Raw genomic sequence first — 25,390 nt, 5'->3', positions numbered from 1 at the left:
GTTTAATCCTCATCAATATTTTTTATAATCAACGAATATCGGTGAGGACCAAGCTCTCTCTTGTTCTTCAAAGAGACAGTCATCCTCATATGGGGTAAGCATTGAACTACCACTGCAAATATTCACAGATTTGCAGTTGCCAAACTCATCGTATTCGCATCTAAGATTACCGGCATTGATAATTTTAGAAGTTTCTTCAATAGCTTTTACATAATAAACAGCATCTCTTTCTGACCGATCAAACTCATTATCGACAAATGTAAATTCGCAAGCTTCGCTATCATTACATTTGTGAACTTTCCATGGATCTTGAATAAGGTCTGATACCTCTTCATTTTCATTTAATTGAGAAAGAATCCTTACAACTTCTATTCGATCTATCTTCTTTCTTTGATCTGAAGGGTTGTAGCATTCGTTTCTACACAGATCATTGATCCTCTCTTTGCCGAGCGAACTAATTGCATATTCTGGACAACCTGGTTTTTGTTTGAATGATCCAGCTGCTCTAACGATAAATCTTGGATTAGTTTTCATTTTTGTTTCGGAGCCCATAGGAATGATACCCTCACTAGAATTCAATAAATCAAACCACAGTAAAATTCGTGTTCCGCTCGTCGCATAAACTTCTTTTGTTTTAAGTGAGTTCCATATTGATTCTCTAGATTTGTCTTGAGAGTGGGTTGCAACTAAGCCACCGGTATAAAAAAAAGATGAAGTTCTCTCCATCTCTATTGGTCCAGGTGGAAGAGTTTGTCTAGTCCAATTTCTTCTAACTGACTCTCCATAGGGACCATCACCTTCTCTGAAACCTAAAAGGTAACCAGTTGGATCAGCAGGACCAGCGGCTTCCGTCATTTCTCGTCGATTTATTTCTTTGTATCCAGTTCCAGGTCTAGCATTATGATTATCTCCAGAGGCAACCAAACCAAACCTAAACTTACTTACTCGGTCGTCTTTATTAAAATTTTGTAATGCCAACAAGTATTGAACTGAACCTTTAGGTTTATGACTAAAAGGTGGCAGAAAACAATCTTGGCATTGATTTGAATCCAACCATTCAGAAGGATCTTCTCCTACTATGACAGACTGACCTGCAAAGCTCTCCAGAGCATAATTTAACTTCGCTTCTTCCGAACGTTTTTTACATATTCGAGTGGATTCCCCTTCTGCCTCACATCTCTCTTTTATTATTTGTCCAGCTTGCCAGCAACCTGGAGTAAAACTCTTTGTTGGATCTGGGCAAGAAACATTTCCATCATTATCAAAAATTACGCTTCTCCATGACCTATACTCTTCTGTATTTCCATGACCAGAATAAATTTCAATAAGATTTTGTAAATTTGGGTCATGAAAGTCGTCATTTAATTGATCTTTCCAATCCGATTCATCAGGTGTATACGTTCCCCAAGATGTGCCATGGGGAATGACGATGACTTCATGTCCCCAATCATTTAGCTTATCAAATAGGATGCCAGGATCTTCTGCATATTCCTTACAATTCAGAGGTAAGTCTCTGACTGGAACATCACTGGGACATGGTATCGTTTGACCATCTTTTATAAATCTCATTAGGTCATGTATTCTGGTATCTAAGGACCGCATGCCTGATAGTCCCAATCTTACCGACTGGGGCATATCCATAAAACCACCAGAGGTTGATGCTATTGGTCTAGCAGGAATCTCATCATCAAAAAGACTCTTCAAAATAACATTTCGATGTCCATAATGTGGTATACCAAAGCCTTCATTTTGTGACCATTCCCATCCTAAAAAAGCTATGGTGTCTGGAGATTCATTGTCGCCAGAAATTAAATTACATTGCCGAACTGCATCTTTAGTTTCCTGCCAGTCTATATGAGTTAAATCTTCAGCATGATCTGTATTCGCATAGAAATCTAAGCTAGAGCAAAACCTTGCAAAATCGCATGCGTCAGATGGAGGCATAGAGCCCTCACCCGACAGCATGGGAAGACTTAAAAGAAAAGCATCAGACGAATAGGTTGTATGAACATGTAAATCACCAAACAAGATAACCTTTCCATTACTAATATTTAGATCACCTTTGGCTTCCAATTGATTTTGAGTCTTTTCAATTAGGAATTCTGGTGATTGAGGAGTAGTGTTAATTGGTCTATTCGTTTCATAGGTGCCAAGAAGACCTTCTGAAATTAGGTATACAAAAAATGCAAATATAAGAAAGAGAAATAAAACGAAGTAAATAGCTTTTCTTATCATTGAAGTATTCTATCAAACGAAATGATTAATTTATCTATAGTAATTTTTACCAATTAATTCTAAAGTATTCCCTTCTTAAATAGGGAGAGTTATGTTTGATTTAACAGGAAAAACAGCAATTATTACTGGTTCATCTAAAGGAATAGGTAAATCAATTGCTATGCAGATGGCACTGCACGGTGCCAAAGTTGTCGTATCAAGTAGAAAAGCAGATGCCTGTCAGGCTGTTGCTGACGAAATTAATGAAGCTTGTTCAGATTCTGAAGGTGGAGCAATAGTTATACCTTGTAACATATCAGACAAAGCCGCATTACAGATGCTTGTTGATGAAACGAGACTGCAACTTGGGAAGATTGATATCTTAGTTTGTAACGCAGCCTCTAATCCTTTTTTTGGTTCGATGATGGATATTCCAGAAGATGCTTTTGATAAAGTAATGAACAACAATATTAAAAGTAATCATTTGCTATGTCAGATGGTCATACCCGAGATGACTGAGAGAAAGGATGGAAGCATAATAATTGTATCTTCTATCGGTGGACTAAAATCTAGTACAGTCATAGGAACTTACAATATTTCAAAAGCAGCAGACATCATGTTAGTTAAAAATCTTGCTGCTGAATTTGGTCCACAAAATGTCAGAACTAATGCCATAGCTCCAGGATTATTTAAAACAGACTTTGCTAGAGCACTCTGGGAAAATCCAGAAATTCTAAAGCAATCAACTGCAACTTGCCCTCTCAGAAGGATTGGTGAACCAGATGAAATAGGAGGAGCAGCTGTTTTTCTAGCATCAGATGCTGGAACATTTGTTAATGGTCACACCCTTGTTATAGATGGCGGATCGACAGCCTAAAAGGAGAATAATATGAATAATGCAGTTCTTTATGAAGTTAAAGATGGTGTAGCGACAGTTACTTTAAACAGACCTGAAAGACTCAATGCTGTGAATGATGAGATTAGAGCAGGATTAAGAGAGAAATTAGATGACGCTGCAAAAGATTCTGATGTAAAAGTGATTATTGTCACCGGTGCAGGAAGAGGTTTTTGTGCAGGAGCAGATATGGATGGACTTGCAGCAACAAGTCAAGGTGAGACACAAGCCTCTCAGGTCGAAGCTGAAGAGAGAGAATATGCTGCCAATGAAGTAAAGGGCTTTGATGGAGGATTTAGTTATTTTCCAACAGTTCCAAAGCCAATTATCGCGGCCATTAATGGACCTGCTGCGGGAGTAGGTTTCATTATGGCTCTATATGCAGACATTAGATTTGCTAAAGAAGGTGCCGTTTTTTCCAGTGCATTCTCTAAGAGAGGACTTATAGCCGAATGGGGTGTTGGATGGATTCTTCCTAGATTAGTGGGTATTGCTAGAGCAAATGATATTTTGTTTTCATCAAGAAAGTTTACTGCTGAAGAGGCTGAACAAATGGGCATAGTGAATAAAACCTTTTCGGAGGACCAATTCGATAGCGAAGTTTTCAATTATGCGGCTGATCTAGCCAAAAATGTTTCACCTCGATCCCTTCGAATTATGAAGCAACAAATTTATAACGCTCAAGGAGAAACAATTAAAGAGAATCTAGACAGTTCAATGCAAGCAATGCTTGATAGTTTTAAATCTGAAGATTTCAAAGAAGGCGTTTCACATTTTGTAGAAAAAAGAGAGGCAAAATTTACGGGGAAATAAAATTATGGATATTAAGGAATTTTTAAAAAAAGAAGGTCGAGAAAGTTTAACCAAAGAATTTACAAAGGAAGGATTGTTCGAACTTAAAGAAGAGACCATAAGAGGTAATAAATACCATGTTTTTGCCAATTTACCTCAAACATTAAGAGACTATTTTCAATTTCCTCTTATACACGGGGAGTGGGATTTTTTGGCATATGAAGATGAAACATATAGTTATCAAGAGGTTCTTAATACTTCTGCCGGACTCGCTCACACCCTTATGGACAAGTACGGTATACAAAAAGGAGATAAGGTTGCTTTTTCAATGAGAAATTATCCGGAATGGATATACAGCTATATCGCTGTTACTTCAATCGGAGCTATAGCGGTTCCCTTAAACTCATGGTGGCAAGGTGAGGAACTTGATTATGGTTTAACTCATAGTGAATCATCAATATTCATAGCTGATGAAGAAAGACTTCAGAGATTAGAAGGTTATGTAGAAGAAATGCCCCGTATAGCCGTGCGATGTGATGCGAGTAAATTTACCAATACAGCTGCTTTCGATGAAGTTGTAACATCAATGGAAGCTTTTCCAGAGGTTGAAATTGATCCTGAGGATGATGCAAGCATTATGTATACGTCCGGTAGTACAGGATATCCAAAAGGGGTTGTTTCTACTCATAGAGCAGTAGTTTCTGCCCCAATTACCTGGGCACTCATGGGTCAACTAGCCACGCAAATTGAAGTTGATGGAGAACCTTTGCCTTCTCCAATTTCAGGCGAAAATCCTTGCACAATTGCTGCGGTACCCTTATTCCATGTAACAGGTTCTCACGCTGTCTTTTTATTGTCTTTAGTTACGGCAAGAAAAATCGTTTTTATGTATAAATGGGATGCAGTAGAAGCTTTACGTCTCATTGAAAAACATAAAGTAACTGATATGACTGGCGTACCTACGATGTCCGCTGAGGTTCTACAAGCACATAAAGACAATCCAGAGATAGACATCTCCAGTCTAAAAGGATTAGGTTCTGGCGGTGCAGCAAGACCTCCTGAGCAAATTAAAGCTCAAGAAAAAGAACATCCTGATAAAATTGCAACCGTAGGCTATGGCCTTACAGAGACTAATGCACATGCGACGAATGCAAGTGGAACAACTTTGTATGAACGACCAAGTACTGCTGGTTACCCTACTCCTTTCTTAAATCTCATAAAAATCATGGATGAAGAAGGTAATGAGTTGGGACCCAATGAGCTTGGAGAAGTTGCAATTAAATCGACATGTAATTTCAGATGTTATCTTAAGAACGAAGATGCAACTAATGAAGTGTTAGATAGTGAAGGTTGGTTCAGAAGTGGTGATGTGGGTATTATTGATGAAGATGGATTCCTGTACATCAAAGATAGAATCAAAGACATCGTCATCAGAGGTGGAGAAAACATAGCTTGTTTAGAGATAGAAGCAGCAATTTATGAACATCCCTCTGTTAGAGAAGCATCAGTCTTTGGTGTTCCAGATGAAAGATTAGGTGAAAAACTTGCCACGAGAATATCTCTAAATCCTGGAGCTGAACTTTCAGAGGAAGATCTTTCTTCGTTTTTAGCAGCAAAAATAGCTAAATTTAAAATTCCTGAATACACGTGGTTTCAAGCTGAAGAATTACCAAAAGTAGCAGCTGGAAAAATTGCAAAAAAACAAATGCGAGAAGATGCTATTAAAGAATTGGGGCTAGATTAATGCAAATACAAGATAAAAGAATTGTAGTCACAGGGGCTGCTAGTGGAATAGGTAAAGCCTTATGTGAAGCATTTAATAAAGCTGGCGCAAAATCAATTGTTTGTGTTGATATGAATATGGAGGGTGCTACTGAAACTGCCAATGATATCAATGGCTTAGCGGTCCAAGCTAATGTTGGAAAAGAAGCAGACATTATCAATGTAATAGATAAAGCAAATGAATATTCAGGTGGAATAGATATTTTTTGTTCTAATGCAGGCATTGGTGGAGTACATGGATTTTTTGAAGTAGAGACTAGCGATTGGCAAAATATCTGGGAAGTAAATGTACAATCTCATATCTTTGCAGCCAAGCATGTTCTGCCTCAAATGTTAGAGAGAGGCGAAGGTTATTTAATGAATACTTCATCGGCTGCAGGTTTACTCACTCAGATAGGTTCTGCAGGATATTCTGTAACTAAAGCAGCTGCGGTAAGTTTTGCTGAGTGGATAAAAATTACTTATGGAAGTAAAGGAATTGGTGTCTCATGTCTTTGTCCTCAAGCTGTAAGAACAGCTATGACAGCTCAAGGTGCTGGCGTAGCAGGAGTTGATGGGATGATTGAAGCAGATGAGGCAGCTGCCGATGTACTTGATGCCATTGAAAATGAAAGATTTCTTGTGACTCCTCATGCAGAGGTTTTGGAATATGTATCTAGAAAAGGAAATGATAGAGATCGCTGGATAACTGGCATGCAAAGACTTCAAGAAAGATTTGAAGACTGGAAACCAGGAGACAGTTAGTTTTGGATATTCATCACTTACCTGCCTATGAATTGGCTGACAAAATAAAAAATAAAGAGATAAGTTCACTAGAGCTCACCCAACATTTCATAGACAGAATAGAGAAATACGATGGCAAGATAAACGCCGTTGTAGTAAGAACTTTTGAAGATGCTCTAGAAGCTGCTAAAAAAGCAGATGATACAATTTCGAAGAAAAATTCTTTGGGTCCACTACATGGCATACCGATGACCATAAAAGAGTCTTACAATATACAAGGTCAATGCACTACTTGGGGAATACCAGACTACAAAGGAAATATAGCCAAAGAAGATGGATTGACCGTTAAAAGATTAAAAAAAGCTGGAGCTCATTTCTTAGGAAAAACAAATGTTCCTATGAATTTGGCTGACTTTCAAAGCTATAACGATATTTATGGAATTACAGGGAATCCTTGGGATCTGAAAAGGACTCCAGGAGGTTCATCAGGAGGAAGTGCTGCAGCAATTGCAGCTGGGTTTTGTTCTTTGGAGGCTGGATCCGATATCGGAGGTTCTATAAGAAATCCTGCGCACTATTGCGGAGTTTTTGGACATAAGCCGAGTCACGGTATCATACCTTCATCAGGTCATGAATTAATTCCTAATGTTCCTGAACCTGATCTATCGGTCTGTGGTCCTTTAGCTAGAAGTGCAAAAGACTTAGAAATAGCTTTAGATGTAATGGCAGGTCCTATGGAAAGAAGATCTAAAGGATGGCAGCTCAATCTAGCAGAAAGTAAAAAAACTTCTCTTAAAGATTTTAAAGTGGCTATTTGGAGTAATGATGAATTGGCTCCAGTTTCAAAGGAAATAGCACAAAGGTGTGAGGAAGTTGGCAATAAATTGAATTCTGTTGGAACAACAGTATCTTTTGCAGCAAAACCTGAACATGACTTCATGAAAGCAGAAATCAATTATCAATTACTTTTACAATCCGTCATGCAAAGTGGTTTACCTGAAGATGAATATCAAAAAATAGAAGAATTGGCTTCTAGTTTAGATAAAAATGATCTGTCAGTAGACGCAATCTTAGCCAAAGGAACTGTGTTATCTCATAGAAATTGGTTAAGACAGAACTATGCTAGAGAACAAATTAAAATATCTTGGTCAAAGTTTTTTGAAGAATGGGATGTTTTGATTTGTCCCCAGCTTGCCACAACTGCTATTGAGCATGATCACAAAAAGATTTCGGAGAGAACTGTCATGGTAGATAATCAAGAACAAAGATATTTTCAACAGATCTTCTGGCCGGGTCTTGCGGTAAATGCTCATTTACCAAGTACAGTCTTTCCAACAGGTCTATCAAGTGATGGTATGCCAATTGGACTACAGGTCATTGGTGGAGCTTACGAAGACAAGACAACAATTAAATTTGCGGAACTCTACGAAGAAGAATTCAAGACCTTTGTGGTTCCTAATTTAGATTAACAAATATGAAATATACAAAAAAATATAAAGATATAAAGAACAGTAAAATGGCTTTCATTGATGAAGGCAGTGGAGATACTTTTTTATTTCTACACGGCAATCCAACATCATCTTTTCTTTGGAGAAATATTGCACCCCATGTAGAAGACATTGGAAGAATAGTCATCCCAGATTTAATTGGTATGGGTGATTCAGATAAACTTGAAGGAGTAGATAATCCTGGCTATAAGTATCATGGTCAGTATAGTTATTTAACAGCTCTCATGGATGAGCTAGATTTAGGAAATAATATCCATCTAATTATTCATGATTGGGGTTCGGCAATGGGTTTCCAATTTGCTAGAGAAAACAAAGATAGAATTAAGTCCATAACATATATGGAAGCTATCGTTATGCCACTAACTTGGGATCAATGGCCCGATCCTGCTACTAAAATTTTCGGATTATTTAGGTCAGAGGCTGGAGAAGAACTTGTGCTTGAAAAGAACTTTTTTGTTGAAAGAATACTACTAGCAGATTCTTCGACTGGCTACACAGAAGAAGAAAAATCTGAGTACATAAAGCCTTTTATTAATCCAGGAGAAGACAGACGCCCTACTCTTACCTGGCCACGACAAATTCCTTTGGATGGGGAACCTAGCGAGGTTGTTGAAGAAGTGAGACTTAATGCTGAATTTCATAAAGAATCGGATATACCTAAATTGTTTATCAATGCTGATCCGGGATCAATTCTAATTGGTGATCAGAGAGAATTCGCTAGAAGTTGGAACAATCAGACAGAGATTACTGTGAAAGGAAATCACTTCATACAGGAAGATTCTTCGGAAGAAATAGGCGCTGCTTTGAGAAATTTCGTAGAGAGTCTTTAATTATTTTCCAAGTAAGATTCCAAATCTTTGATAATTGAGTCGGTATATTCCATGGGGAGAAAATGGGTAGCTTCTTTATAATAATTAGATTCCCAATTTGGACCGATTTTAAATAATGCGTTTCTTGCTTGAGATGAAAAAGTCGATCCAATATTTCCATAGACTACCTTAACATTCATTTTTATTTTTTTGAGGTATCTCCAACTATCCATAGAGGATGATCTAAAGGTTGCTGCTTCCCAACTAGGAGAGCATGATAATTCAATACCTGAATCAGTTTTTTGAGTTCCGCCCTTTAAATAATTTTCTATCCATTCTTGTAACCAAGTGGTAAAAGCGCCTCTTCCAGTATAAGAAGTGACTGCCTCATCAATCGAAGAAAAGTTTCTTCTTCTTTTTGCAGCACCACCAGCTATAGCCAACTCTCGATTGATACGAAGCAGTGTCTTTAATCTAAATTTTAAAGACTCCATTGGCCCATATAAAACTGGCTCTATCATAAATAAATGTGAGACTTTGCTTGGGTTTAAAGAAGCTATCTTTGCGGCAATGATAGATCCCATAGAATGTCCCGATAGGATCACAGATCCGCTTATATTCTCAATAAATTCCTCGCCATCACGGACAAAAACATCCCAGGTCTTTAACTCATCGGGATTCGATTTTGCAGCAGATAATCCATGCCCTCTCTGGTCTAAAGCATAAATATTTATTTCGTTGTCATAATGAGATAACAGTTTGTCGAAAAGAATCTTATAAGTTTCCGAGTTAAAACCTGTTGCGTGAAAGAAAACAAAATTCTTACTATTGCTCTCAGATTGATGAACCAAGTAAGAGAAGTCTTCACCTTCTTTATTTGTAAAAGTTTTCCTTTCCATCAATTTTTATCGGTATATAAAGCTTATAAAATATTAAGAAATGCCTATAATCAATTTATTAAAAGATAGGAGATCTCATGGCATTTAAATTAGCCAACATATCTGGCAAAGCAGCCCTTGTAAAAGGTGAACATTATTATGATCTGAAAGTAATATCAAATAATACTTTCGATGAAGATACACTTAATGCCTTGAATCGTTTGGACGAACTGCATGAATTGAATGGTACTTTAGATGAAAAAACGCCTACTGGTTTATTAGAAGAAGCTAAGATAGATGCTCCTATTTCTTCACCAAAAAATTGTTATGCAGTAGGTTTAAATTATAGAAATCATGCCGAAGAGGCTGGGATGGAAATACCTAGTGTGCCCATGATATTTACAAAGCATACTAGTTGCCTAGTTGGGCCACATGCAGAGATTGAAATGAGAAGTGATCATGTTGATTATGAAGCTGAATTAGTAGCTGTCATTGGTAAGTCTGGAAAGGATATAAGTGTAGATGATGCCTGGGATCATGTTGCTGGATTATGTATAGGTCAAGATATCTCAGATCGAGTCGTGCAATTTGCTGCCAAACCACCTCAATTTAATCTAGGCAAATCGTTTGATACTTTCGGACCCATGGGTCCTTACCTTGTTTCGTTAGATGCTTTGGAAAATAAGGAAAACCTCAATATAAAATGTAAGGTCAATGATGAAATAAGGCAAAATGACAACACGAATGATCTTATATTCGATATTCCTTCAATTATTAAATATCTATCTGAGATAGTAACTCTGAATGTTGGCGATATTATTTTTACAGGAACACCTGGGGGTGTTGGTGTAATGGAAGGTAAATTCCTAAAAGAAGGCGATGTTCTAACGACAAGTATTGAAGGTCTTGGTTCATTAGAAAATGTATGCAAAAGAATTACAAATCATTCAGGGGTTGAGTAAGACAAGCTTGCTTAGATAGAATAAATAGATAATAAAATTGGTGAAGAGATGAAACTAGGATGGTCACACACAGTACTTAACATTAAAGATAAAGAAAAAATATTAGATTTTTATATAAATACTTTGGGCTTTAAAGTTAGTGACAGTGGCCCAATCTTTGAAAATGGTCCTGAGATAATCTTTATTAGTTATGATCCAGATGAACATCATCAATTAGCATTTGTACTAGGTAGAGAAGATATAGGAACTCCAACTGCTTTGAACCACATTTCATTTAGAGTTGAAACATATTCAGAATTGAAAGAGTTCAAAAAGAAATTTGATGCTATCAATCATGAATACATGCCTTTATGTCATGGAAATGCACTATCCTTTTATTTTAATGATCCTGAAAATAATGGAATGGAGATATTTTTGGATACTCCCTGGGATGTAGAACAACCTCAAGGTGAGCCATGGAATCCAGAGTTAGACGAAAAAGATGCCTTAAAATGGGTAGAAAATACATTCAAAGATAAACCAGGTTTTGTACTTAAAGAAGAAAGTACAAAAGAGTTTGTGAATAGATAAATGATGGGATTTAAATATGGCTAATGCAACATCCAATAAAGTAGCAATAATAACTGGTGGAAGTAGAGGCGTTGGAGCAGCTACAGCAAAATTGCTCGCCTCAAAGGGGTGGAATGTGACAATAACATGTACAAGCACTATTCAAGATGCAAATGATATAGTCCAAGAATGTGAGGGATTGGGAGTCGAAGCTCTAGCCATAACGGCAGATGTTTCTGAGAATGATGATTGCGTAGAAACAGTCAATCAAACGATCGAAAAATGGGGAAGAATCGACGCTCTTGTAAATAATGCTGGAACAACAAAATTTGTATTTAATCATGCCGATCTTGATGGTTTAGATGCTGATGATTTTTTACATATTTACAAAGTTAATGTTGTGGGGCCCTTCCAGATGGTAAAGGCTTGTAAAGAAATGTTAATGAAAAGTGACAATCCAAGTGTTGTGAATATCTCTTCAATTGCAGGGATAAAAGGCATTGGTAGCTCTCTTGCCTATGCATCATCAAAAGGTGCGCTAAATACAATGACGAAATCTATGGCCAGAAATCTCGGTCCTATAAGAGTCAATGCAATCTGCCCTGGTTTTATTCAAGGAGATTGGCTAAGAAAAGGCATGGGTGATGATCTTTATAATGCAGCTAAGGAGAATCTAACTTCTACTACACCACTTAAACTTACCGTTACTCCAGAACAAGTTGCTGAAGGTATATATAACTTTATTGAAATATCAAAAGTAGTAACGGGTGAGACAATGCTCATGGATGGTGGACATCACCTTATTGTCTAATAGTTTGCTCTAAAACAAATGCATAGGATGCAAGTAGGCCTTCAAGATTTCCTAGTCGAGCAAACCTCAGCAGAATGGACCCTTTATCATAATGATTTTTCACTGTGTTCCAGGAAAGTTAGAATTTGTCTTCATGAAGTAGGTTTCAAATATGATTCAAAACATATAGATCTGATTGAAACAGGAAAATATGAAGTGGCCTCAAAATCATTTTTAAAAATAAATCCAGGAGCAACCGTTCCTGTCCTGCTCAATAAAGGCAGGCCTATATACGAATCACATGAACAAATTAAATTCATATTCAATAGTAAGGAAAACTTAAATACGCTTGAAGATGGTGATGTTGAATCAATAAATTATTGGACAGATAAAGCGTCGATGGTTGGAAATCCAATAAAAGGTCATGAAAAATATGCCGGTAATACGATTGGACCCCTTACCTTTCCACTTTTTACCACTATGCTAAAAAACGTCTCTATCCTAGAAGTTATGAAAGGATTAATTTCTCATCCAATGAAACAGAGAGTATTTATTTTTTTGCTGCTAAAAATATTTGGGTTTAATTTCATAAAATTACCACCGATTCAAAATCTCATTAAATCTGCTTTTAAACAACTGAATAAGCATTTATGCGAGTTAGAAACTGAACTGTCATCAAGTAAAAAAGATTGGCTTGCATCTAACAATTTCTCTCTTGCAGATATAAGTTGGTCCGTTATCCTTCATCGCCTAGATGAGTGCGGTTGGAACGGTCTTTTGCTTGAAAAAAAACCATTCATCAATGCTTACTATGAAAAAATCAAACAAAGAGATAGTTTCATCAAAGGAATAGTAGATCAAAACAATCCTAACCTTCAAAAAGGTATAAAAGAGCTAAACTATGCCATTCAAAATAATCCATTTCTTAAATCCTTTCATAAGGAACTAAGTGCATTAAATTAGTGAATCATTTTGATGTAGCCATAATAGGTATAGGACCTGCCGGAAGTATGGCCGCACTTCTCTTAGAATCATACGGTATGAGAGTCCTGTGCATCGATAAAGAAAAAGATATTTACAATCTTCCGAGAGCAGTAACTGTAAGCGATCAAGGTTTTAGAATGTCGCAATTAGCTGGAATTGAGGACATTTACCTTAAAAATAGCACTATTCTTGGAGGTGCTTACTTTTCTGACAAGAATTTGGAAATTATTGGTGGTTCTATTGATTTAAAAGGTTTTGTATCAGCAAATGGTTGGCCGGCATCAAGCCTATTTCATCAGCCCTACACAGATCGTGATATAAGAAAAAAATTAGAAAATTCTAATGTTGAAATTATGTTAGAACATGAATTCATAAGTCTTGATCAAAATCAAGAATCTGTAAGTTTTAAAACTATCAATTTAAATAATCAAGAAGAGAAAGATTTTACTTCTAGATATTTAATAGGCTCTGATGGAGGATCAAGTGTTGTAAGAAAACAGCTAGGCATCTCTCAAGAGGACTTAAATTATAATCGTGATTGGATTGTTATTGATGTTGAACTAAATGAGCCTGATAAACTTGGTGATAAGTTAATACAAGTTTGTGACAAAGAAAGGCTTGCAACTTTTGTTCCTTCTCACTTACCTTTTCGAAGATGGGAATTCATTATTCATGAGCATGAAGATAAGGAAAGCTTCTTAGATGACAAAACCATTCACGAGCTGATAGCTAAATGGTTGCAGCCAGAAGAATATAAAATCATAAGAAAGGCTGTTTACCAGTTCCATTCGGTAATTGCTAAAAATTTTCAGAAAGGTAACTGCTTTTTAATAGGCGATGCCGCGCATCAAGCTCCTCCATTTATGGGAGAAGGTATGATGTCTGGTTATAGAGATGCAGTGAACTTATCCTGGAAAATCGCGGTATCAATTAAAAATAAGTTAAATACAAATTTAGTCGATAGCTTCGAGATAGAGAGAATTCCGCATTCTAGATTTGTTGTGAAAAATTCTGCGGGTATTGGAGAATTAATGGAAGCTTATGCTGAGGCAGAAACTCCAGAGGAGGTATCACAGGATTTAGTTCAGAAGGGTTATGGATCTTTTATATTACCTAATCTTACGAAGGGTCTTTTTTTTGGTGGAAAGGCTGATCAGTCAATGAATGCTGGAGAGATTTTTCCCCAACCCGTAGAGTATTACAATAAAGAAGTTGTAAAGAGAATGGATCATATTTTAGGGAAAAACTTTTCTTTGATATCAAAATCTCCTTTGGAAATCTCTGAAGATCAATGTGAATTTCTTGATTTAATAGAATGTAAGTTAGTCATTCTTGAAAAGAAATATATTGAGAAAAATCCTTGGATGAAATCTTTTATGGAAAAGGATACAGCCTTCCTAGTTAGACCTGATAGATATATTTTTGGATCTACAAATTCAAATATTTCTATTGATATGCTTATCAACGACTTAAAAATGAGAATAATGAATTAATGGGCTAAATTTAGTTGGGGTTAAATCAATTCTTCCAAAATTTAATCATATTTAAAGTTGTTAAATCTTTTGCAATGAAATGATGATACATAGAAGCAAAAATATGAATAGCGATAAAGGCTATTATTAAATTTGTAAAAACCTCATGAAAAAATCTAATTACGTTATAAATTTGTAAATCCCCATTGCCCATTGTTAGATTTAGCGTATTAAAAGCAAGAATCGGGTCAGTTGCATACCTTGCTGTCAACAAACCGGTAACAATCAATCCACCCATCAAGAAGTAAAGTCCGTAATGACCAACTTTAGCTGAGATTACTTGCCATCTAGGCATGGAGTCGGGATAACCCGGAGATCCATATTTATATCTTAAGAAGACTCTCAATAAAAAAAGAAATGTTATGAATAGTCCGACACTAGTGTGATCAATCCTTGATTCCAGCCTATCCAAGATATCCATCTCTCCTCCAAATTTTTGTGCGATATTAAGATCCAGCATAATAATGATAGCCATTATCCAATGAATTATTTTTTGGGACTTTAAAAAATCAGATTTCATCTATTAGATTGGCTTACAATCTAAAGCGAACAAGTAACTTTGGATATGGCTTTCATCGATCTCACCCCATACTCTACAAAAGCTTCTTCCGTCCTCTCTATTTCCGAGCTCTAATTCTTCAACTTTTAAACGGAATAAGACTTTATCAGTATTTTTTTTAGTGACTTCGTAGAAACCATCCAGAAAAACTTTTTGTCCTGTGACATCAACCGAATAAATCATTTCCATTTTTTCTTTTGTAACATGCATGAAATTAAGTGGGCCACTCCATTCAACACCATTTGGTTGAGTTGAATTAGAGCAGGAACCTAAAATGATACACACAAAAATTATCAGAATTTTATGTTTTATTTTTTGTCCTATAGTCACCAAAGTCTTTGTCTCTCTTATCCAATGCTTCTTTTAATCCTGATGAAAGCTCCTTGAGATGTTCTTTAGTGGAATTACTGTGCATAGCAAGAGCTTGTAATTCTGTACCGACCCTTATGCCATCTCTCATACCCATAATCTCCATCTGTCTATGTATTGATCTTTTATTGATCGCCTGTATGTCCGAAGGCACTTTTGCTACTTTACTTGCAATTTTTTCAACCTCTTTTGACAAAATGTCAGCAGAGAAAGACTTATTTGCAAACCCATTTTCTGCTGCTTGTTTTCCTGTTATTGTTTCTCCAGTAAGCATCATCTCCATTGCGTTTCTCATGCCCAACAACCAAGGAAAGAATTGATTATCTGGAGGGCTCATTGATCGAACTACTGGATACCCTATTTCAGCATCATCTGAGCAATAAACAAGATCACATGAAGCTGCGAGTTCTGTTCCTCCTGCCAAACAGTAGCCATGCACTTCTGCAATGACGGGTGTTGAAAGATCCCATATCTTAAAGGCTCCTTCAACTACATGGCGTGGCCAAAACCCATCTGTCTTACTGGCATGGTATGGTAAATCTTTGCTGTTATCATATGAAAGGTCGTATCCTGCGCAGAAACATGACCCCTTGCCAGATATGATGATAACTTTTACTTTAGAGTCATTATCTAAAGCCTCTAAACAATTGAAAAGTTCTTTTCTTAATGGGTTGCAAAGAGCATTTCTTTTATTAGGCCTATTTAAGAAAATACGCCTTATTGAGGGCTCGATTTCAATACAGTCAATAAATTCATAATCCATAAAATTAATATTACTCTGAAATACTTTTTTTAACACTAATAGAAGTGCCCTCAATTTTTACTTCAAAAGTTTCTAGATCTTCGAAGGCTGGAGGTGACTGTACAGATCCATCAGTTAGATCAAATACAGCCCCATGAACAGGACAAGTTATGAAATTATCTATAATTTGTCCTCCACAAAGAGGAATATCTGCATGGCTGCATTTATCCTCTACAGCAAATATTCCCTTGGTTGTATGACAAATTAATACAGCTTTTCCTTCTAATTCTACAGATTGAGATTGATTAATTTCTATATCTGTTATGTCTGCGACGTTAATAAATTCATCACTCATCATTAACTGCCTTATTTACTTGGAAACCCATGTAAGAGATAAATAATGCAAAAGGTAATGCGGCCCATGTGACGGATAACACCGCTATTCCAGTTCCAACTAAACCTCTTACAAACCATCCTCCAATGACATCGCCAGATCTTGCAAGAAACGTATCTATGAAAACCGTTGATTTATATCTATCTTGTTGTTTTAGCTTTGTGTAGATTGACTCTCTAGTAGGCTTATTTAGTCCATATTCAAATATTCTCAGACTTATCACAACCATCATCACAGTTGTAATGGTTGGATAAAAAGCATAAGCCATGAAAGCAATGGCAAACAAGACACCGTAAATAGATAGCACAGCTAAGGAACCTACTCTTCGTAAGATATAGGAAGCAAGGAAGAGCTGCATTAAAAGAGTTAAAGGAGTAACAATTTGCTCTATTCTTGCAAAAAAACCAGTCCTTTCACATGGATCTTTTGACCATTCCTCAACAATTCCTAAAGAAATCATCCAAGAGGTTGTCATTAACATAGTGAATAATATGACATAAAGACCTATATTCCTTATGGCGGGATCTTTGATAATATTTTGAATTGCTTCAAAGCTAGAACCACCTAACTCTTTTGGAGAATTGTCCATATCTAATGCTCTAGGCTTGAATGTCCTAGAAAAAAAAATAGCGAAAAGAAGTGAAAAAATGGAAAAAACTATCAAGCTCATAGGCCCTAAATCAGAAATAGAGGTATTGCCACAAATTTCAGTTGAAAAATATCTTGCAACAGTAGATCCAAAAAAAGCACCTAATGAACCTCCTGCGCTGATAATACCGAAGAATTTTTTTGCGTCTGTAAGCGAAAAGAAATTAATCATAGTTACCCAAAAAATAGATACAACGAAAAATGAGTATACATTTGCCCAGATATAGAAAGCTCTACCTGTCCAAATACGACCGTCTTCTCCTGCAAATGTCCATAATATTAAAAATAGGATTAAATTCAGAATGAAGAAAGAGTAGATATAGAGAATTAAACGATTTTGATTTATACGAGAAACCAACCATGAATAAATGGGATTGATAATGAGCATAGCCAGCATAACTCCCATCAATAGCCAGGGTAGATTATAAATTCCTCCTTGAACAGCTAGTTCGTTTCTTACAGGTCTCAATGCATACCAAGAAGCTAAAACGAAAAAGAAAAATAAGAAAGCTCTTAACAGAATTATCTTTTCGTTTTTTTCTATTGTTGGCAAAAAACTAACTAAATTTTTTTCCATATTGTCATTATATTGTTGAAATTCTTAACTACCATACAAGTAAATTTATTTTTATACTGAATAAATGAATGCGCAACCTTTTGAGATCTTTGGGGAGTCTCACTTAGTTACATTACTATTGATATTTGCTGTGGCGTTATTGCTTCCTTTTTTTTTAAAAAATAGCGATCTAGTTAATAAAGTATTAATTGCCAAGGTCTTGGGAGTCTCTGCTATTACGTTGGAGTTAATTAAACCATTTATTTGGCACTACGGGTTGGATTTTCCCTGGATCAAACTGATACCTATTCATATGTGCAATTTATCTACATTGTTTATTGGGATATTTTTACTCACGGAAAAAAGAATATTTTTTGAGGTATCTTTTTTCTGGGGGATCGGAGGAGGAATTAACGCATTAATCACCCCTGATATTCCTAAAACTTTTCCAGACCCACAATTTATCTTATTTTTTATAGGCCATGGGCTTTTAATAATTGCAATAGCCTATGCCTGCATAGCTTTAAAAAATCGACCTACTCTTAGTTCTGTTAAAAATGGGATTTATGTGTCTTTATCGATTCTACCGATCATATATGTAGTAAATATGCTTTTAGGACCTCCAGCAAATTATTGGTATCTCGGCACAAAACCAATTGGTGAGAGTATTCTAGACTTTTTTCCAGAACCACCTTTGCATATACCTCTGTTGATTATTATTGGAGCAGTTTTATTCTTTATAATTTACTCACCCTATTGGATATACGATAAATTTAAGAGGAGAGATGTTGGATAATTAAAGTTGGTATGTTGTAGACATCTGACTTTACAGTAGCAACAAGTGTATTGGGCTTTCTACCCTCTTTTACGGGGGTTATTTCAAATCCTTCATTACAAAGTCTTGAATGAGTTTTTCTGATATCTTCCACATCCCATGCAAGACCCCATAATTTATCTTCTATTTTATTTTCATCCTTTTTTGCTATGACTTCTATAGTAGTTTTATTGAGTCTAAAAAAGAGCATTCTACCGCCCCATTTTTCTACGGTCTGATCCAATGCAAGTCTTATTCCATATATGTCTTGATAGACCTCGATAAATCCATCAGGGTCATTTGTGTTGATAACAACATGATCAAGCTTATTTACGGAAGAATCTGGAAATTTATTAGGTAAGGGTAAATGTCCTTCGGTGTGTTCTATTAAAAAGACAAACATACCGCGTGTCAGCTCATTTGGAAGAAACAAACTTTTCCATCTTCTTATATCACCTCTATCAGAATCCATTCCTTCTCCAATTGAGATAGGTGTAGATTTAAAATGTTTTTTTGAGATTTGATTTTCGCAATCTTGCAGATTATCGCTGCCCAGAACTAGACCGGTTAATCCTTCACCCTTTTCTTGTATGGATTGTTTTACAAGTTCTGCACCAATTCCCTCTCCTTTTGCCGCTAAGATCTCGAAGTAAGTGTTACTAAAATTATAGATAGCATTTATAGTTCCTAGTTCAGAGTGTACGCCCCTCCAAACAGGTTCTATTCCAAAAAACTTAGTAAAATTTTCTTCAGCAGCAGAAATGTCTTTAACAGAGACTATTAAGTGGTCGAGTCTATCTATCATTTTTTTTCCTCAAGAATTTATTTTTAATGTATATAAAAAACTCTTTGATCTTCGCAACAAGCTCAGGTCCAGCCAAATAAATACCTAGAATGACAAATATCCAGCTAATTAAATATACTAGAGATGGATAGATTATTCTTTCAAATGCTGACAAGCTAGAGTCTGCTGCAAGTTTTACCATTAACCCGTAGCAAAGATAATTAAGAATTAAAAATATTATTCCTACAAAACGTTTCAATAAAGAAAAAATAAAAGCAGGATTTTTCATAATTCTTATACCCTAAAATATTTATTCACAATAAAAGATATTTAAGTAATATTACCTCATGTTAAAGAAGCACGTTCCTTTTCTTTTGCTTTTAATTTTTAGTTGTACATATGAGGATAATTCTATGAACCCCTTTCTAAACGAATACCAGACCCCCTTTCAAATTCCTCCTTTTGAGGCAATTAAATTTTCTCACTACGAACCCGCCTTCATTCAAGGGATGAAAGAGCACCTAGAGGAAATAGATGTTATTGCTAATAATACTGAGGCACCTACGTTTGAAAATACCATAGAAGCTTTAGAACGTTCAGGTAAAACATTGGACAAAGTGAGTAGTGTCTTTTTTAATCTTCAGGGATCTAATACAGATGATGATATGGATTCTCTTCAGAGGACAGTAAGTCCAAAATTATCTTCACATAATGATTCAATTCTTTTAAATAAAAAACTCTTCATGAGGATTAAGGAAATTTATGAAAACAAGCAATCGCTTAGTCTGTCAGTAGAGCAAGCTAGATTAGTTGCAGAGACTTATAAAAGATTCATAAGATCAGGGGCAAATCTTGATCAAAATTCAATGGATAGGTTAACTGAAATTAATAGTTCTTTATCTTCTTTATCAGTTCAATTCGATCAAAATGTTCTTAAAGAAACAAATTCTTATAGCATGGTTATTGATAATGAAGACGATCTTGATGGCCTACCTGATGAAGAGATAAGACAGGCTGCTCTTTTAGCTGAATCTGAAGGAGAAATAGGTAAATGGGTATTCAAACCAACTCGAGTCAGCATGTACCCTTTCCTTACATACTCTACCAAAAGAGACCTTAGAGAAGAGCTTTACAATTCTTATATACAACGTGGAGATAATGACAACGAATTTGATAATAAAAAAATAATTGCTGAAATGATTGCGCTTAGGCAAGAAAAAGCTTCAATGCTCGGTTTTGACAGTCATTCTGACTATGTCTTAGATAATAGCATGGCAAAGACTCCCGAAAATGTTAACAAACTTCTTCAAACAGTTTGGGAACCTGGTATCGAAAAAGCTAAGGGAGAAGTTCAGGCAATGCAGGAGTTAATTTCCGAGGAAGGTGCTAACTTTCAGTTGGCAGCATGGGATTGGTGGCACTACTCAGAAAAATTAAGACAAGAGAAATTTGATTTTAAAGAGGAAGAGGTCAAACCATACTTCAGTGAAGAAAAGGTCTTAGAGGGTGCTTTTGATGTTGCGAATAAATTGTTTGGTATAACTTTTAGTGAAAGAAATGACTTGCCAAAATACCGTGAAAATATTCGTTCTTTTGTTGTGGAGGACTCTGATAATAAAGTGATAGGTATTTTTTATACAGACTTTACATTGAGGCCGAACAAAGGAGGTGGTGCATGGATGAGTACTTTTAGAAGTCAAAGTAAGTTTGACGGAGATGTAATACCCATTGTTATTAATGTATGCAATTTTCCTCCAGAAAATGCTGATGGCGTTTCCCTTCTATCCTTTGAACAAGTCGAGACTTTGTTTCATGAATTTGGTCATGGGCTACACGGCCTTCTATCAAATGCTCAATATCCAAGTCTATCCGGAACTTCCGTAACCAGAGACTATGTCGAATTTCCTTCACAAATGATGGAAAACTGGGCAAGAGAACCAGAAGTAATCAAAACTTTTGCAAAACATTATCAAACAGGCGAGGTCATTTCTGATGAATTGCTAGACAAGATATCCGATGCCGGAACATTCAATGAAGGTTTCGCAACAACAGAATATGTAGCTGCAGCTCATTTGGACATGGCTTACCACACAAATAAAAATACAATCACAGATATAGATAAATTTGAAGATCAGGCTTTAAAGGATCTAGGTTTAATTGATGAAATTGAAACGAGATATAGAAGTACTTATTTTGGTCACATATTCGCAGGCGGATATTCATCAGGATATTACAGTTACTTATGGACAGAGGTACTCGAAGCTGATGCTTTTGAAGCTTTTAAAGACAAAGGACTATTTGATAAAGAAACTGCTGATAAACTTAAAAAATATGTCTATTCAGCGGGTAACACAGATGATCTAATGACTCAGTATGTTAGATTCAGAGGCAAGGAGCCCGAAATAGAACCACTTCTGAAAAAAAGAGGATTGAATTAATCTTGAACAACCTAGTCCACCTGCCCTTCAAGGATGGAAAAGGTGGGGTTGATATTGGTTTAAGGCCGATCGAGGATAGTTCTTGGTTAGAAATAGATCATCTTTTTTCGGAAGAAATTGCTCTAAAAGAAAAATTATACTCAGAAAAAAAAGAAGAAGTTTTAGTAACTTCTCATGATTCGCAAGATACTCAAAAAGAGGCTTTAGATCTCGTGTTAGAGCATCTTAAGAATCATCATAATGATTCTTATAAAATAAAGACGGATTCCATCGAATCCAAAAGGAATAATCGTCTTTATTATTATGATGATTTTCAAGACCCTTTAGAATTGGCATCACTTCTTATTCAAGAAGATCTGATCATCATGAAGCCAAAAGAAAATATCTTTTATCTTGATTCAGCTTCACTTTGCGCGCCGACTAGATGGTCATTAAAAGAAAAATTTCAACAATCTCTTTCAGAACTTCATCGATCTGTTCCTGGTTACAAAGATAAAATAGATTCAAGAGTCAATACCATATTTACTAACTTGCCTGATCAGAAAATCTTTGAAAGGTATAATTGGTCTATATTTGATAGTCCTGAACTTTTTCAACCAGTAGGTAATAAGAGTTTAGTAGAAATCAAAAACACACAACCAGACAAGCTTTTCTTAAGAGTTGAAAGGCAAACGATCAGACGGTTAGATTATTCAAGAGCAGTTTTATTCGCGGTAAGAGTTCACGTTAACCCCATAACTGACATAATTAATAATAAAAAAGCTATTTCTGATCTAATTCAAGCAATTCAAAATCTTGAGCAAGATATGAAAACATATAAAGTTATCGAACCATTTGAAGAGAATCTTATAAACTGGCTGAAATCAAAAAATGAATGAATGGTGGAAAAACGCAATTATCTATCAAATTTATCCTAGGTCATATTTAGACACTTCTAATAATGGGGTCGGTGACCTTAAAGGCATAACAAAAAAAATTAATTATATTTCGAGTCTAGGTATCGATGCTATCTGGCTATCACCTTTTTTTATGTCACCTATGAAGGATATGGGATATGACGTCAGTAACTATGTTCAAGTAGACCCTTTGTTTGGTGATATGGATGACTTTGATGAATTACTTGAAGAGGCACATAAAAAAAATATAAGAGTCATCATTGACCAAGTTCTTTCACATAGCTCAGACAAGCATGAAGCTTTTATAGATAGTAAAAGCAGTAAATCTTCGAGAAAATCAGACTGGTATGTATGGGCTGATGCTAATGAGGACGGATCTCCACCTAATAATTGGTTATCTGTCTTTGGTGGCTCTGCATGGGAATGGGAACCTCTTAGAGGACAGTACTATCTTCATAACTTCCTGTCTAGCCAACCTGACTTTAATTTTCACAATGAAGAGGTTCAAGATTTCTTATTAGGAGAAGTTGAATTTTGGCTAAAAAAAGGTGTAGATGGTTTTAGGCTTGATACAGTTAATTATTACTTCCATGATAAGAAATTGAGGAATAATCCGAAGAGTCCTTTATCTTTCAAAAGTCCTCCGGTTAATCCTTACTATATGCAAAATCAATTGTTTGCTATCAATCAAGATGAGAACTTAGTATTTTTAAATAAATTTAGAAATTTATTAAATTGTTATCCTGAGAAAGCTTCTATTGGTGAGATTGGCGATTCACATAGAGCGATCAAATTGATGAAGGAATATACCAAAAAGTCAAGGATTCATATGGCTTATAGTTTTAAGCTTCTTGGTAAAGAGTTTTCAGCTAAATTCTTTAGAGACACCATCAAAGAATTTTATAGTGAGGGTTATGATAGTTGGCCTTGTTGGAGTTTTTCAAATCACGACGTTACAAGACATCTTTCAAGATGGGATAAAAATGAAAGTGATAGTTTTGCAAAGCTAAGTTGCGCCTTACTCCTTTCACTGCCGGGTACTCCATGTTTATATCAAGGTGAGGAACTCGGTCAGGTGGAGACAGAATTAGAATTTGATGAATTAACTGACCCTCCAGGAATCAGATTTTGGCCAAAAAATAAAGGTAGGGATGGGTGCAGAACACCGATGACATGGGATCACCAAAAAATCAATGCAGGTTTTAGTAATAAATCTCCATGGTTACCAGTAAAAGAAAAACAGAAAAATAGATCGGTAAGTCTTCAGGAAAATGAATCGAATTCAATCTTAAATTTTTATAAACAATTTATTTTTTTCAGAAAATCTGACTCAGCTTTATTAGCAGGAAAGCATAATTTCTTAAATGAACACGAGGACTTACTTGTATTTAATAGAGAGACTCAAGATACAAAAACACTTTGTATATTTAATTTAAGTGAAAATACTTACCTCATAGATAAAGGTGACCTAAGTGTTGATAGTAATATTTCATCGAATATAAAGATCAAAAAAGATCAAATAGAGTTTAATAGATATGGTTTTATTATAATTTCAGATATACGAAATGATAGAAAGGATTTAGATAAAATTTTAGAATTTAAGAAAATTCTGTAACATATTTTTTTTAAAAAAAAGGAGAGAAATGGACGTTAAGGGAACTTGTGAAGGTAAATTTTTAAAAGTAAAAGAATTGTTTGATGACTTACATAACACAGACAGAGAGATAGGATCTTCTTTTGCAGTTTATAAAGATGGGGAGCCACTAATTGATATATGGGGAGGTTTCTCAAACAAAGAGAAAACAAAGGAATGGGAACAAAATACCTTAGCTAACGTATGGTCAACCACTAAAGGTGTAGCTGCTATAACTCTAGCTCATGCCTACGAAAATAACTTAATTGACTACGATGCGAAAGTTTGTGAATACTGGCCCGAGTTTGGCTGCAACGGAAAGGAAGAAATTACTGTAGGTATGCTTCTCTCTCATCAAGCCGGTATTTGTGGCTCTATGGCAACAAAAGCCGAAGACTACTACGACCAAAAAAAAATGGCTAATGAACTTGCTTTAATGAAACCACTTTGGGAGCCAGGAACAGCTTCAGGATATCATTCCATGACTTACGGCTGGCTAACGTCTGAATTAATTTTAAGAGTCTCCGGAAAATCTCTAGGCAAATATTTTAGAAGTGAGATAGGCGATCCAAACAATATTGACTTCTATATCGGTCTTCCTGAAGAAGAGGAATATAGAGTCGCAGAAATGGTTCCATTCGCAAAGGAGAGTAATGAATCAAATAATCATCCGAATGAAGCTCAAATTGCAACTGGAAGAGGTCCTAATTTGCTTAAACATCAAAATACAAGAGCATGGAGATCTGCAGAAATACCATCGGCCAATGGTCAAGGTTGCGCTTCGGGTATTGCTAAGCTTTATAGCCTAGTTGTTACTGATGAAGAATCAAAAAAAATTCTTGAAGATTTAACAATCGATACTATGACAAAGGAAAGAATTACCAATAGGGATTTAGTTTTAGATGTTGTTACAAGATGGGGTTCAGGATTTATTATGAATATGCATAAAGTAATATATGGTCCAGAGGAAAGCTCTTTTGGTCATTCCGGATGGGGAGGTTCATGTGGATTTGGAGATTCTATCAACAAAATTGGTATTTCTTATGTCATGAATAACATGAAAAATAATTTTGCAGCCGATGGAAGATCGCTAGAACTCATAAACGAAACATATAGATGTTTAAAAGGAGGAAATTAAT

25 protein-coding genes are annotated in these 25,390 nt (G+C 35.7%); 16 read left to right on the top strand and 9 right to left on the bottom strand.

Annotated features, from left to right (window positions below):
• Positions 1 to 12: 12 nt before the first annotated feature.
• A complete protein-coding gene (locus M9C83_03590; protein URQ67289.1) occupies positions 13 to 2,235 on the bottom strand; it encodes a DUF3604 domain-containing protein in 2,223 nt (740 codons plus the stop codon).
• Between the two features lie 91 nt (positions 2,236 to 2,326).
• Here M9C83_03590 and M9C83_03585 point away from each other — a divergent pair, with 91 nt between their 5' ends.
• From M9C83_03585 to M9C83_03560, 6 genes are read left to right on the top strand one after another with little or no spacing between them, the layout of a single operon-like run.
• Complete coding sequence (locus M9C83_03585; protein ID URQ67288.1) at positions 2,327 to 3,091, top strand: SDR family oxidoreductase; 765 nt, start codon at positions 2,327 to 2,329, stop codon at positions 3,089 to 3,091.
• A gap of 12 nt (positions 3,092 to 3,103) precedes the next feature.
• Positions 3,104 to 3,922 (top strand): enoyl-CoA hydratase, encoded by an 819-nt coding sequence (locus M9C83_03580; GenBank protein URQ67287.1) that lies wholly within the window; start codon positions 3,104 to 3,106, stop codon positions 3,920 to 3,922.
• 4 nt (positions 3,923 to 3,926) lie between these two features.
• Positions 3,927 to 5,645: an acyl--CoA ligase gene (locus tag M9C83_03575; protein ID URQ67286.1), complete on the top strand. Its 1,719-nt coding sequence runs from the start codon at positions 3,927 to 3,929 to the stop codon at positions 5,643 to 5,645.
• Entirely contained in the window at positions 5,645 to 6,427 is a 783-nt protein-coding gene (locus tag M9C83_03570; protein ID URQ67285.1) for an SDR family oxidoreductase, read from the top strand. The genes M9C83_03575 and M9C83_03570 overlap by 1 nt, the downstream gene beginning before the upstream one ends.
• Positions 6,428 to 6,429: 2 nt before the next feature.
• Complete coding sequence (locus tag M9C83_03565; protein ID URQ67284.1) at positions 6,430 to 7,875, top strand: amidase; 1,446 nt, start codon at positions 6,430 to 6,432, stop codon at positions 7,873 to 7,875.
• 5 nt (positions 7,876 to 7,880) lie between these two features.
• The gene (locus M9C83_03560; GenBank protein ID URQ67283.1) at positions 7,881 to 8,744 is read left to right on the top strand and encodes a haloalkane dehalogenase; all 864 of its coding nucleotides are present in this window, start codon (positions 7,881 to 7,883) and stop codon (positions 8,742 to 8,744) included.
• Here M9C83_03560 and M9C83_03555 read toward each other — a convergent pair.
• Positions 8,741 to 9,622 carry an alpha/beta hydrolase gene (locus tag M9C83_03555; GenBank protein ID URQ67282.1) on the bottom strand — a complete coding sequence of 294 codons (882 nt, stop codon included), beginning with the start codon at positions 9,620 to 9,622 and terminating at the stop codon, positions 8,741 to 8,743. The genes M9C83_03560 and M9C83_03555 overlap by 4 nt on opposite strands.
• Before the next feature lie 77 nt (positions 9,623 to 9,699).
• Between M9C83_03555 and M9C83_03550 the strand changes: the two genes are divergently transcribed.
• From M9C83_03550 to M9C83_03530, 5 genes are read left to right on the top strand one after another with little or no spacing between them, the layout of a single operon-like run.
• The gene (locus M9C83_03550) at positions 9,700 to 10,563 is read left to right on the top strand and encodes a fumarylacetoacetate hydrolase family protein (GenBank protein ID URQ67281.1); all 864 of its coding nucleotides are present in this window, start codon (positions 9,700 to 9,702) and stop codon (positions 10,561 to 10,563) included.
• A 48-nt stretch (positions 10,564 to 10,611) separates the two neighbouring features.
• Positions 10,612 to 11,133, top strand: coding sequence for a VOC family protein (locus tag M9C83_03545; GenBank protein URQ67280.1), 522 nt, complete (start codon positions 10,612 to 10,614; stop codon positions 11,131 to 11,133).
• 16 nt (positions 11,134 to 11,149) lie between these two features.
• Positions 11,150 to 11,923, top strand: coding sequence for an SDR family oxidoreductase (locus M9C83_03540; protein URQ67279.1), 774 nt, complete (start codon positions 11,150 to 11,152; stop codon positions 11,921 to 11,923).
• Between the two features lie 18 nt (positions 11,924 to 11,941).
• Entirely contained in the window at positions 11,942 to 12,865 is a 924-nt protein-coding gene (locus tag M9C83_03535) for a glutathione S-transferase family protein (GenBank protein URQ67278.1), read from the top strand.
• Complete coding sequence (locus M9C83_03530; protein URQ67277.1) at positions 12,865 to 14,379, top strand: bifunctional 3-(3-hydroxy-phenyl)propionate/3-hydroxycinnamic acid hydroxylase; 1,515 nt, start codon at positions 12,865 to 12,867, stop codon at positions 14,377 to 14,379. The genes M9C83_03535 and M9C83_03530 overlap by 1 nt, the downstream gene beginning before the upstream one ends.
• A 25-nt stretch (positions 14,380 to 14,404) precedes the next feature.
• On the opposite strand, the gene M9C83_03525 is transcribed toward M9C83_03530, so the two are convergent.
• From M9C83_03525 to M9C83_03505, 5 genes are read right to left on the bottom strand one after another with little or no spacing between them, the layout of a single operon-like run.
• Entirely contained in the window at positions 14,405 to 14,893 is a 489-nt protein-coding gene (locus M9C83_03525) for a cytochrome b/b6 domain-containing protein (protein ID URQ67276.1), read from the bottom strand.
• Positions 14,894 to 14,941: 48 nt separating this feature from the next.
• Positions 14,942 to 15,307, bottom strand: a complete 366-nt coding sequence (locus M9C83_03520) for a hypothetical protein (GenBank protein ID URQ67275.1) — start codon at positions 15,305 to 15,307, stop codon at positions 14,942 to 14,944.
• Positions 15,279 to 16,109: an enoyl-CoA hydratase-related protein gene (locus tag M9C83_03515; protein ID URQ67274.1), complete on the bottom strand. Its 831-nt coding sequence runs from the start codon at positions 16,107 to 16,109 to the stop codon at positions 15,279 to 15,281. The genes M9C83_03520 and M9C83_03515 overlap by 29 nt, the downstream gene beginning before the upstream one ends.
• Before the next feature lie 10 nt (positions 16,110 to 16,119).
• A complete protein-coding gene (locus tag M9C83_03510) occupies positions 16,120 to 16,443 on the bottom strand; it encodes a Rieske 2Fe-2S domain-containing protein (protein URQ67273.1) in 324 nt (107 codons plus the stop codon).
• Positions 16,436 to 17,707 carry an MFS transporter gene (locus tag M9C83_03505; protein ID URQ67272.1) on the bottom strand — a complete coding sequence of 424 codons (1,272 nt, stop codon included), beginning with the start codon at positions 17,705 to 17,707 and terminating at the stop codon, positions 16,436 to 16,438. Before M9C83_03505 ends, M9C83_03510 begins: the two co-directional genes overlap by 8 nt.
• A gap of 64 nt (positions 17,708 to 17,771) precedes the next feature.
• Here M9C83_03505 and M9C83_03500 point away from each other — a divergent pair, with 64 nt between their 5' ends.
• Positions 17,772 to 18,482: a TIGR02206 family membrane protein gene (locus tag M9C83_03500; GenBank protein URQ67271.1), complete on the top strand. Its 711-nt coding sequence runs from the start codon at positions 17,772 to 17,774 to the stop codon at positions 18,480 to 18,482.
• Here the strand turns inward: M9C83_03500 and M9C83_03495 are convergent.
• The gene (locus M9C83_03495; protein URQ67270.1) at positions 18,460 to 19,305 is read right to left on the bottom strand and encodes a VOC family protein; all 846 of its coding nucleotides are present in this window, start codon (positions 19,303 to 19,305) and stop codon (positions 18,460 to 18,462) included. The two genes, M9C83_03500 and M9C83_03495, sit on opposite strands and share 23 nt — an antisense overlap.
• The gene (locus M9C83_03490; protein ID URQ67269.1) at positions 19,295 to 19,573 is read right to left on the bottom strand and encodes a hypothetical protein; all 279 of its coding nucleotides are present in this window, start codon (positions 19,571 to 19,573) and stop codon (positions 19,295 to 19,297) included. Before M9C83_03490 ends, M9C83_03495 begins: the two co-directional genes overlap by 11 nt.
• 124 nt (positions 19,574 to 19,697) lie before the next feature.
• Between M9C83_03490 and M9C83_03485 the strand changes: the two genes are divergently transcribed.
• Genes M9C83_03485 through M9C83_03470 form a run of 4 tightly spaced genes read left to right on the top strand, consistent with a single transcriptional unit; the run spans position 19,698 to position 25,389 of the window.
• Positions 19,698 to 21,722, top strand: a complete 2,025-nt coding sequence (locus M9C83_03485) for a M3 family metallopeptidase (protein ID URQ67268.1) — start codon at positions 19,698 to 19,700, stop codon at positions 21,720 to 21,722.
• 2 nt (positions 21,723 to 21,724) lie between these two features.
• Positions 21,725 to 22,600 carry a DUF3445 domain-containing protein gene (locus M9C83_03480; GenBank protein URQ67267.1) on the top strand — a complete coding sequence of 292 codons (876 nt, stop codon included), beginning with the start codon at positions 21,725 to 21,727 and terminating at the stop codon, positions 22,598 to 22,600.
• Positions 22,593 to 24,233: an alpha-amylase family glycosyl hydrolase gene (locus M9C83_03475; GenBank protein ID URQ67266.1), complete on the top strand. Its 1,641-nt coding sequence runs from the start codon at positions 22,593 to 22,595 to the stop codon at positions 24,231 to 24,233. Before M9C83_03480 ends, M9C83_03475 begins: the two co-directional genes overlap by 8 nt.
• Positions 24,234 to 24,261: 28 nt before the next feature.
• Positions 24,262 to 25,389: a beta-lactamase family protein gene (locus tag M9C83_03470; GenBank protein ID URQ67265.1), complete on the top strand. Its 1,128-nt coding sequence runs from the start codon at positions 24,262 to 24,264 to the stop codon at positions 25,387 to 25,389.
• The last annotated feature ends 1 nt before the right edge of the window (position 25,390 follow it).

The sequence above is a fragment of the SAR86 cluster bacterium genome, from assembly GCA_023703575.1.
Taxonomy (GTDB): Bacteria; Pseudomonadota; Gammaproteobacteria; order Magnimaribacterales; family Magnimaribacteraceae; genus Magnimaribacter.
The sequence above is the reverse complement of the archived record's forward strand: the minus strand, read 5'-3'. Positions and strand labels throughout refer to the sequence as shown.

Coding starts and splice junctions, on each gene's coding strand:
- M9C83_03495 (URQ67270.1), bottom strand. CDS start 19,305: ATGATAGATAGACTCGACCACTTAATAGTCTCTGTTAAAGACATTTCT.
- M9C83_03580 (URQ67287.1), top strand. CDS start 3,104: ATGAATAATGCAGTTCTTTATGAAGTTAAAGATGGTGTAGCGACAGTT.
- M9C83_03475 (URQ67266.1), top strand. CDS start 22,593: ATGAATGAATGGTGGAAAAACGCAATTATCTATCAAATTTATCCTAGG.
- M9C83_03560 (URQ67283.1), top strand. CDS start 7,881: ATGAAATATACAAAAAAATATAAAGATATAAAGAACAGTAAAATGGCT.
- M9C83_03500 (URQ67271.1), top strand. CDS start 17,772: ATGAATGCGCAACCTTTTGAGATCTTTGGGGAGTCTCACTTAGTTACA.
- M9C83_03505 (URQ67272.1), bottom strand. CDS start 17,707: ATGGAAAAAAATTTAGTTAGTTTTTTGCCAACAATAGAAAAAAACGAA.
- M9C83_03585 (URQ67288.1), top strand. CDS start 2,327: ATGTTTGATTTAACAGGAAAAACAGCAATTATTACTGGTTCATCTAAA.
- M9C83_03490 (URQ67269.1), bottom strand. CDS start 19,573: ATGAAAAATCCTGCTTTTATTTTTTCTTTATTGAAACGTTTTGTAGGA.
- M9C83_03575 (URQ67286.1), top strand. CDS start 3,927: ATGGATATTAAGGAATTTTTAAAAAAAGAAGGTCGAGAAAGTTTAACC.
- M9C83_03550 (URQ67281.1), top strand. CDS start 9,700: ATGGCATTTAAATTAGCCAACATATCTGGCAAAGCAGCCCTTGTAAAA.
- M9C83_03510 (URQ67273.1), bottom strand. CDS start 16,443: ATGAGTGATGAATTTATTAACGTCGCAGACATAACAGATATAGAAATT.
- M9C83_03540 (URQ67279.1), top strand. CDS start 11,150: ATGGCTAATGCAACATCCAATAAAGTAGCAATAATAACTGGTGGAAGT.
- M9C83_03535 (URQ67278.1), top strand. CDS start 11,942: ATGCATAGGATGCAAGTAGGCCTTCAAGATTTCCTAGTCGAGCAAACC.
- M9C83_03525 (URQ67276.1), bottom strand. CDS start 14,893: ATGGCTATCATTATTATGCTGGATCTTAATATCGCACAAAAATTTGGA.
- M9C83_03590 (URQ67289.1), bottom strand. CDS start 2,235: ATGATAAGAAAAGCTATTTACTTCGTTTTATTTCTCTTTCTTATATTT.
- M9C83_03470 (URQ67265.1), top strand. CDS start 24,262: ATGGACGTTAAGGGAACTTGTGAAGGTAAATTTTTAAAAGTAAAAGAA.
- M9C83_03545 (URQ67280.1), top strand. CDS start 10,612: ATGAAACTAGGATGGTCACACACAGTACTTAACATTAAAGATAAAGAA.
- M9C83_03485 (URQ67268.1), top strand. CDS start 19,698: ATGAACCCCTTTCTAAACGAATACCAGACCCCCTTTCAAATTCCTCCT.
- M9C83_03555 (URQ67282.1), bottom strand. CDS start 9,622: ATGGAAAGGAAAACTTTTACAAATAAAGAAGGTGAAGACTTCTCTTAC.
- M9C83_03570 (URQ67285.1), top strand. CDS start 5,645: ATGCAAATACAAGATAAAAGAATTGTAGTCACAGGGGCTGCTAGTGGA.
- M9C83_03515 (URQ67274.1), bottom strand. CDS start 16,109: ATGGATTATGAATTTATTGACTGTATTGAAATCGAGCCCTCAATAAGG.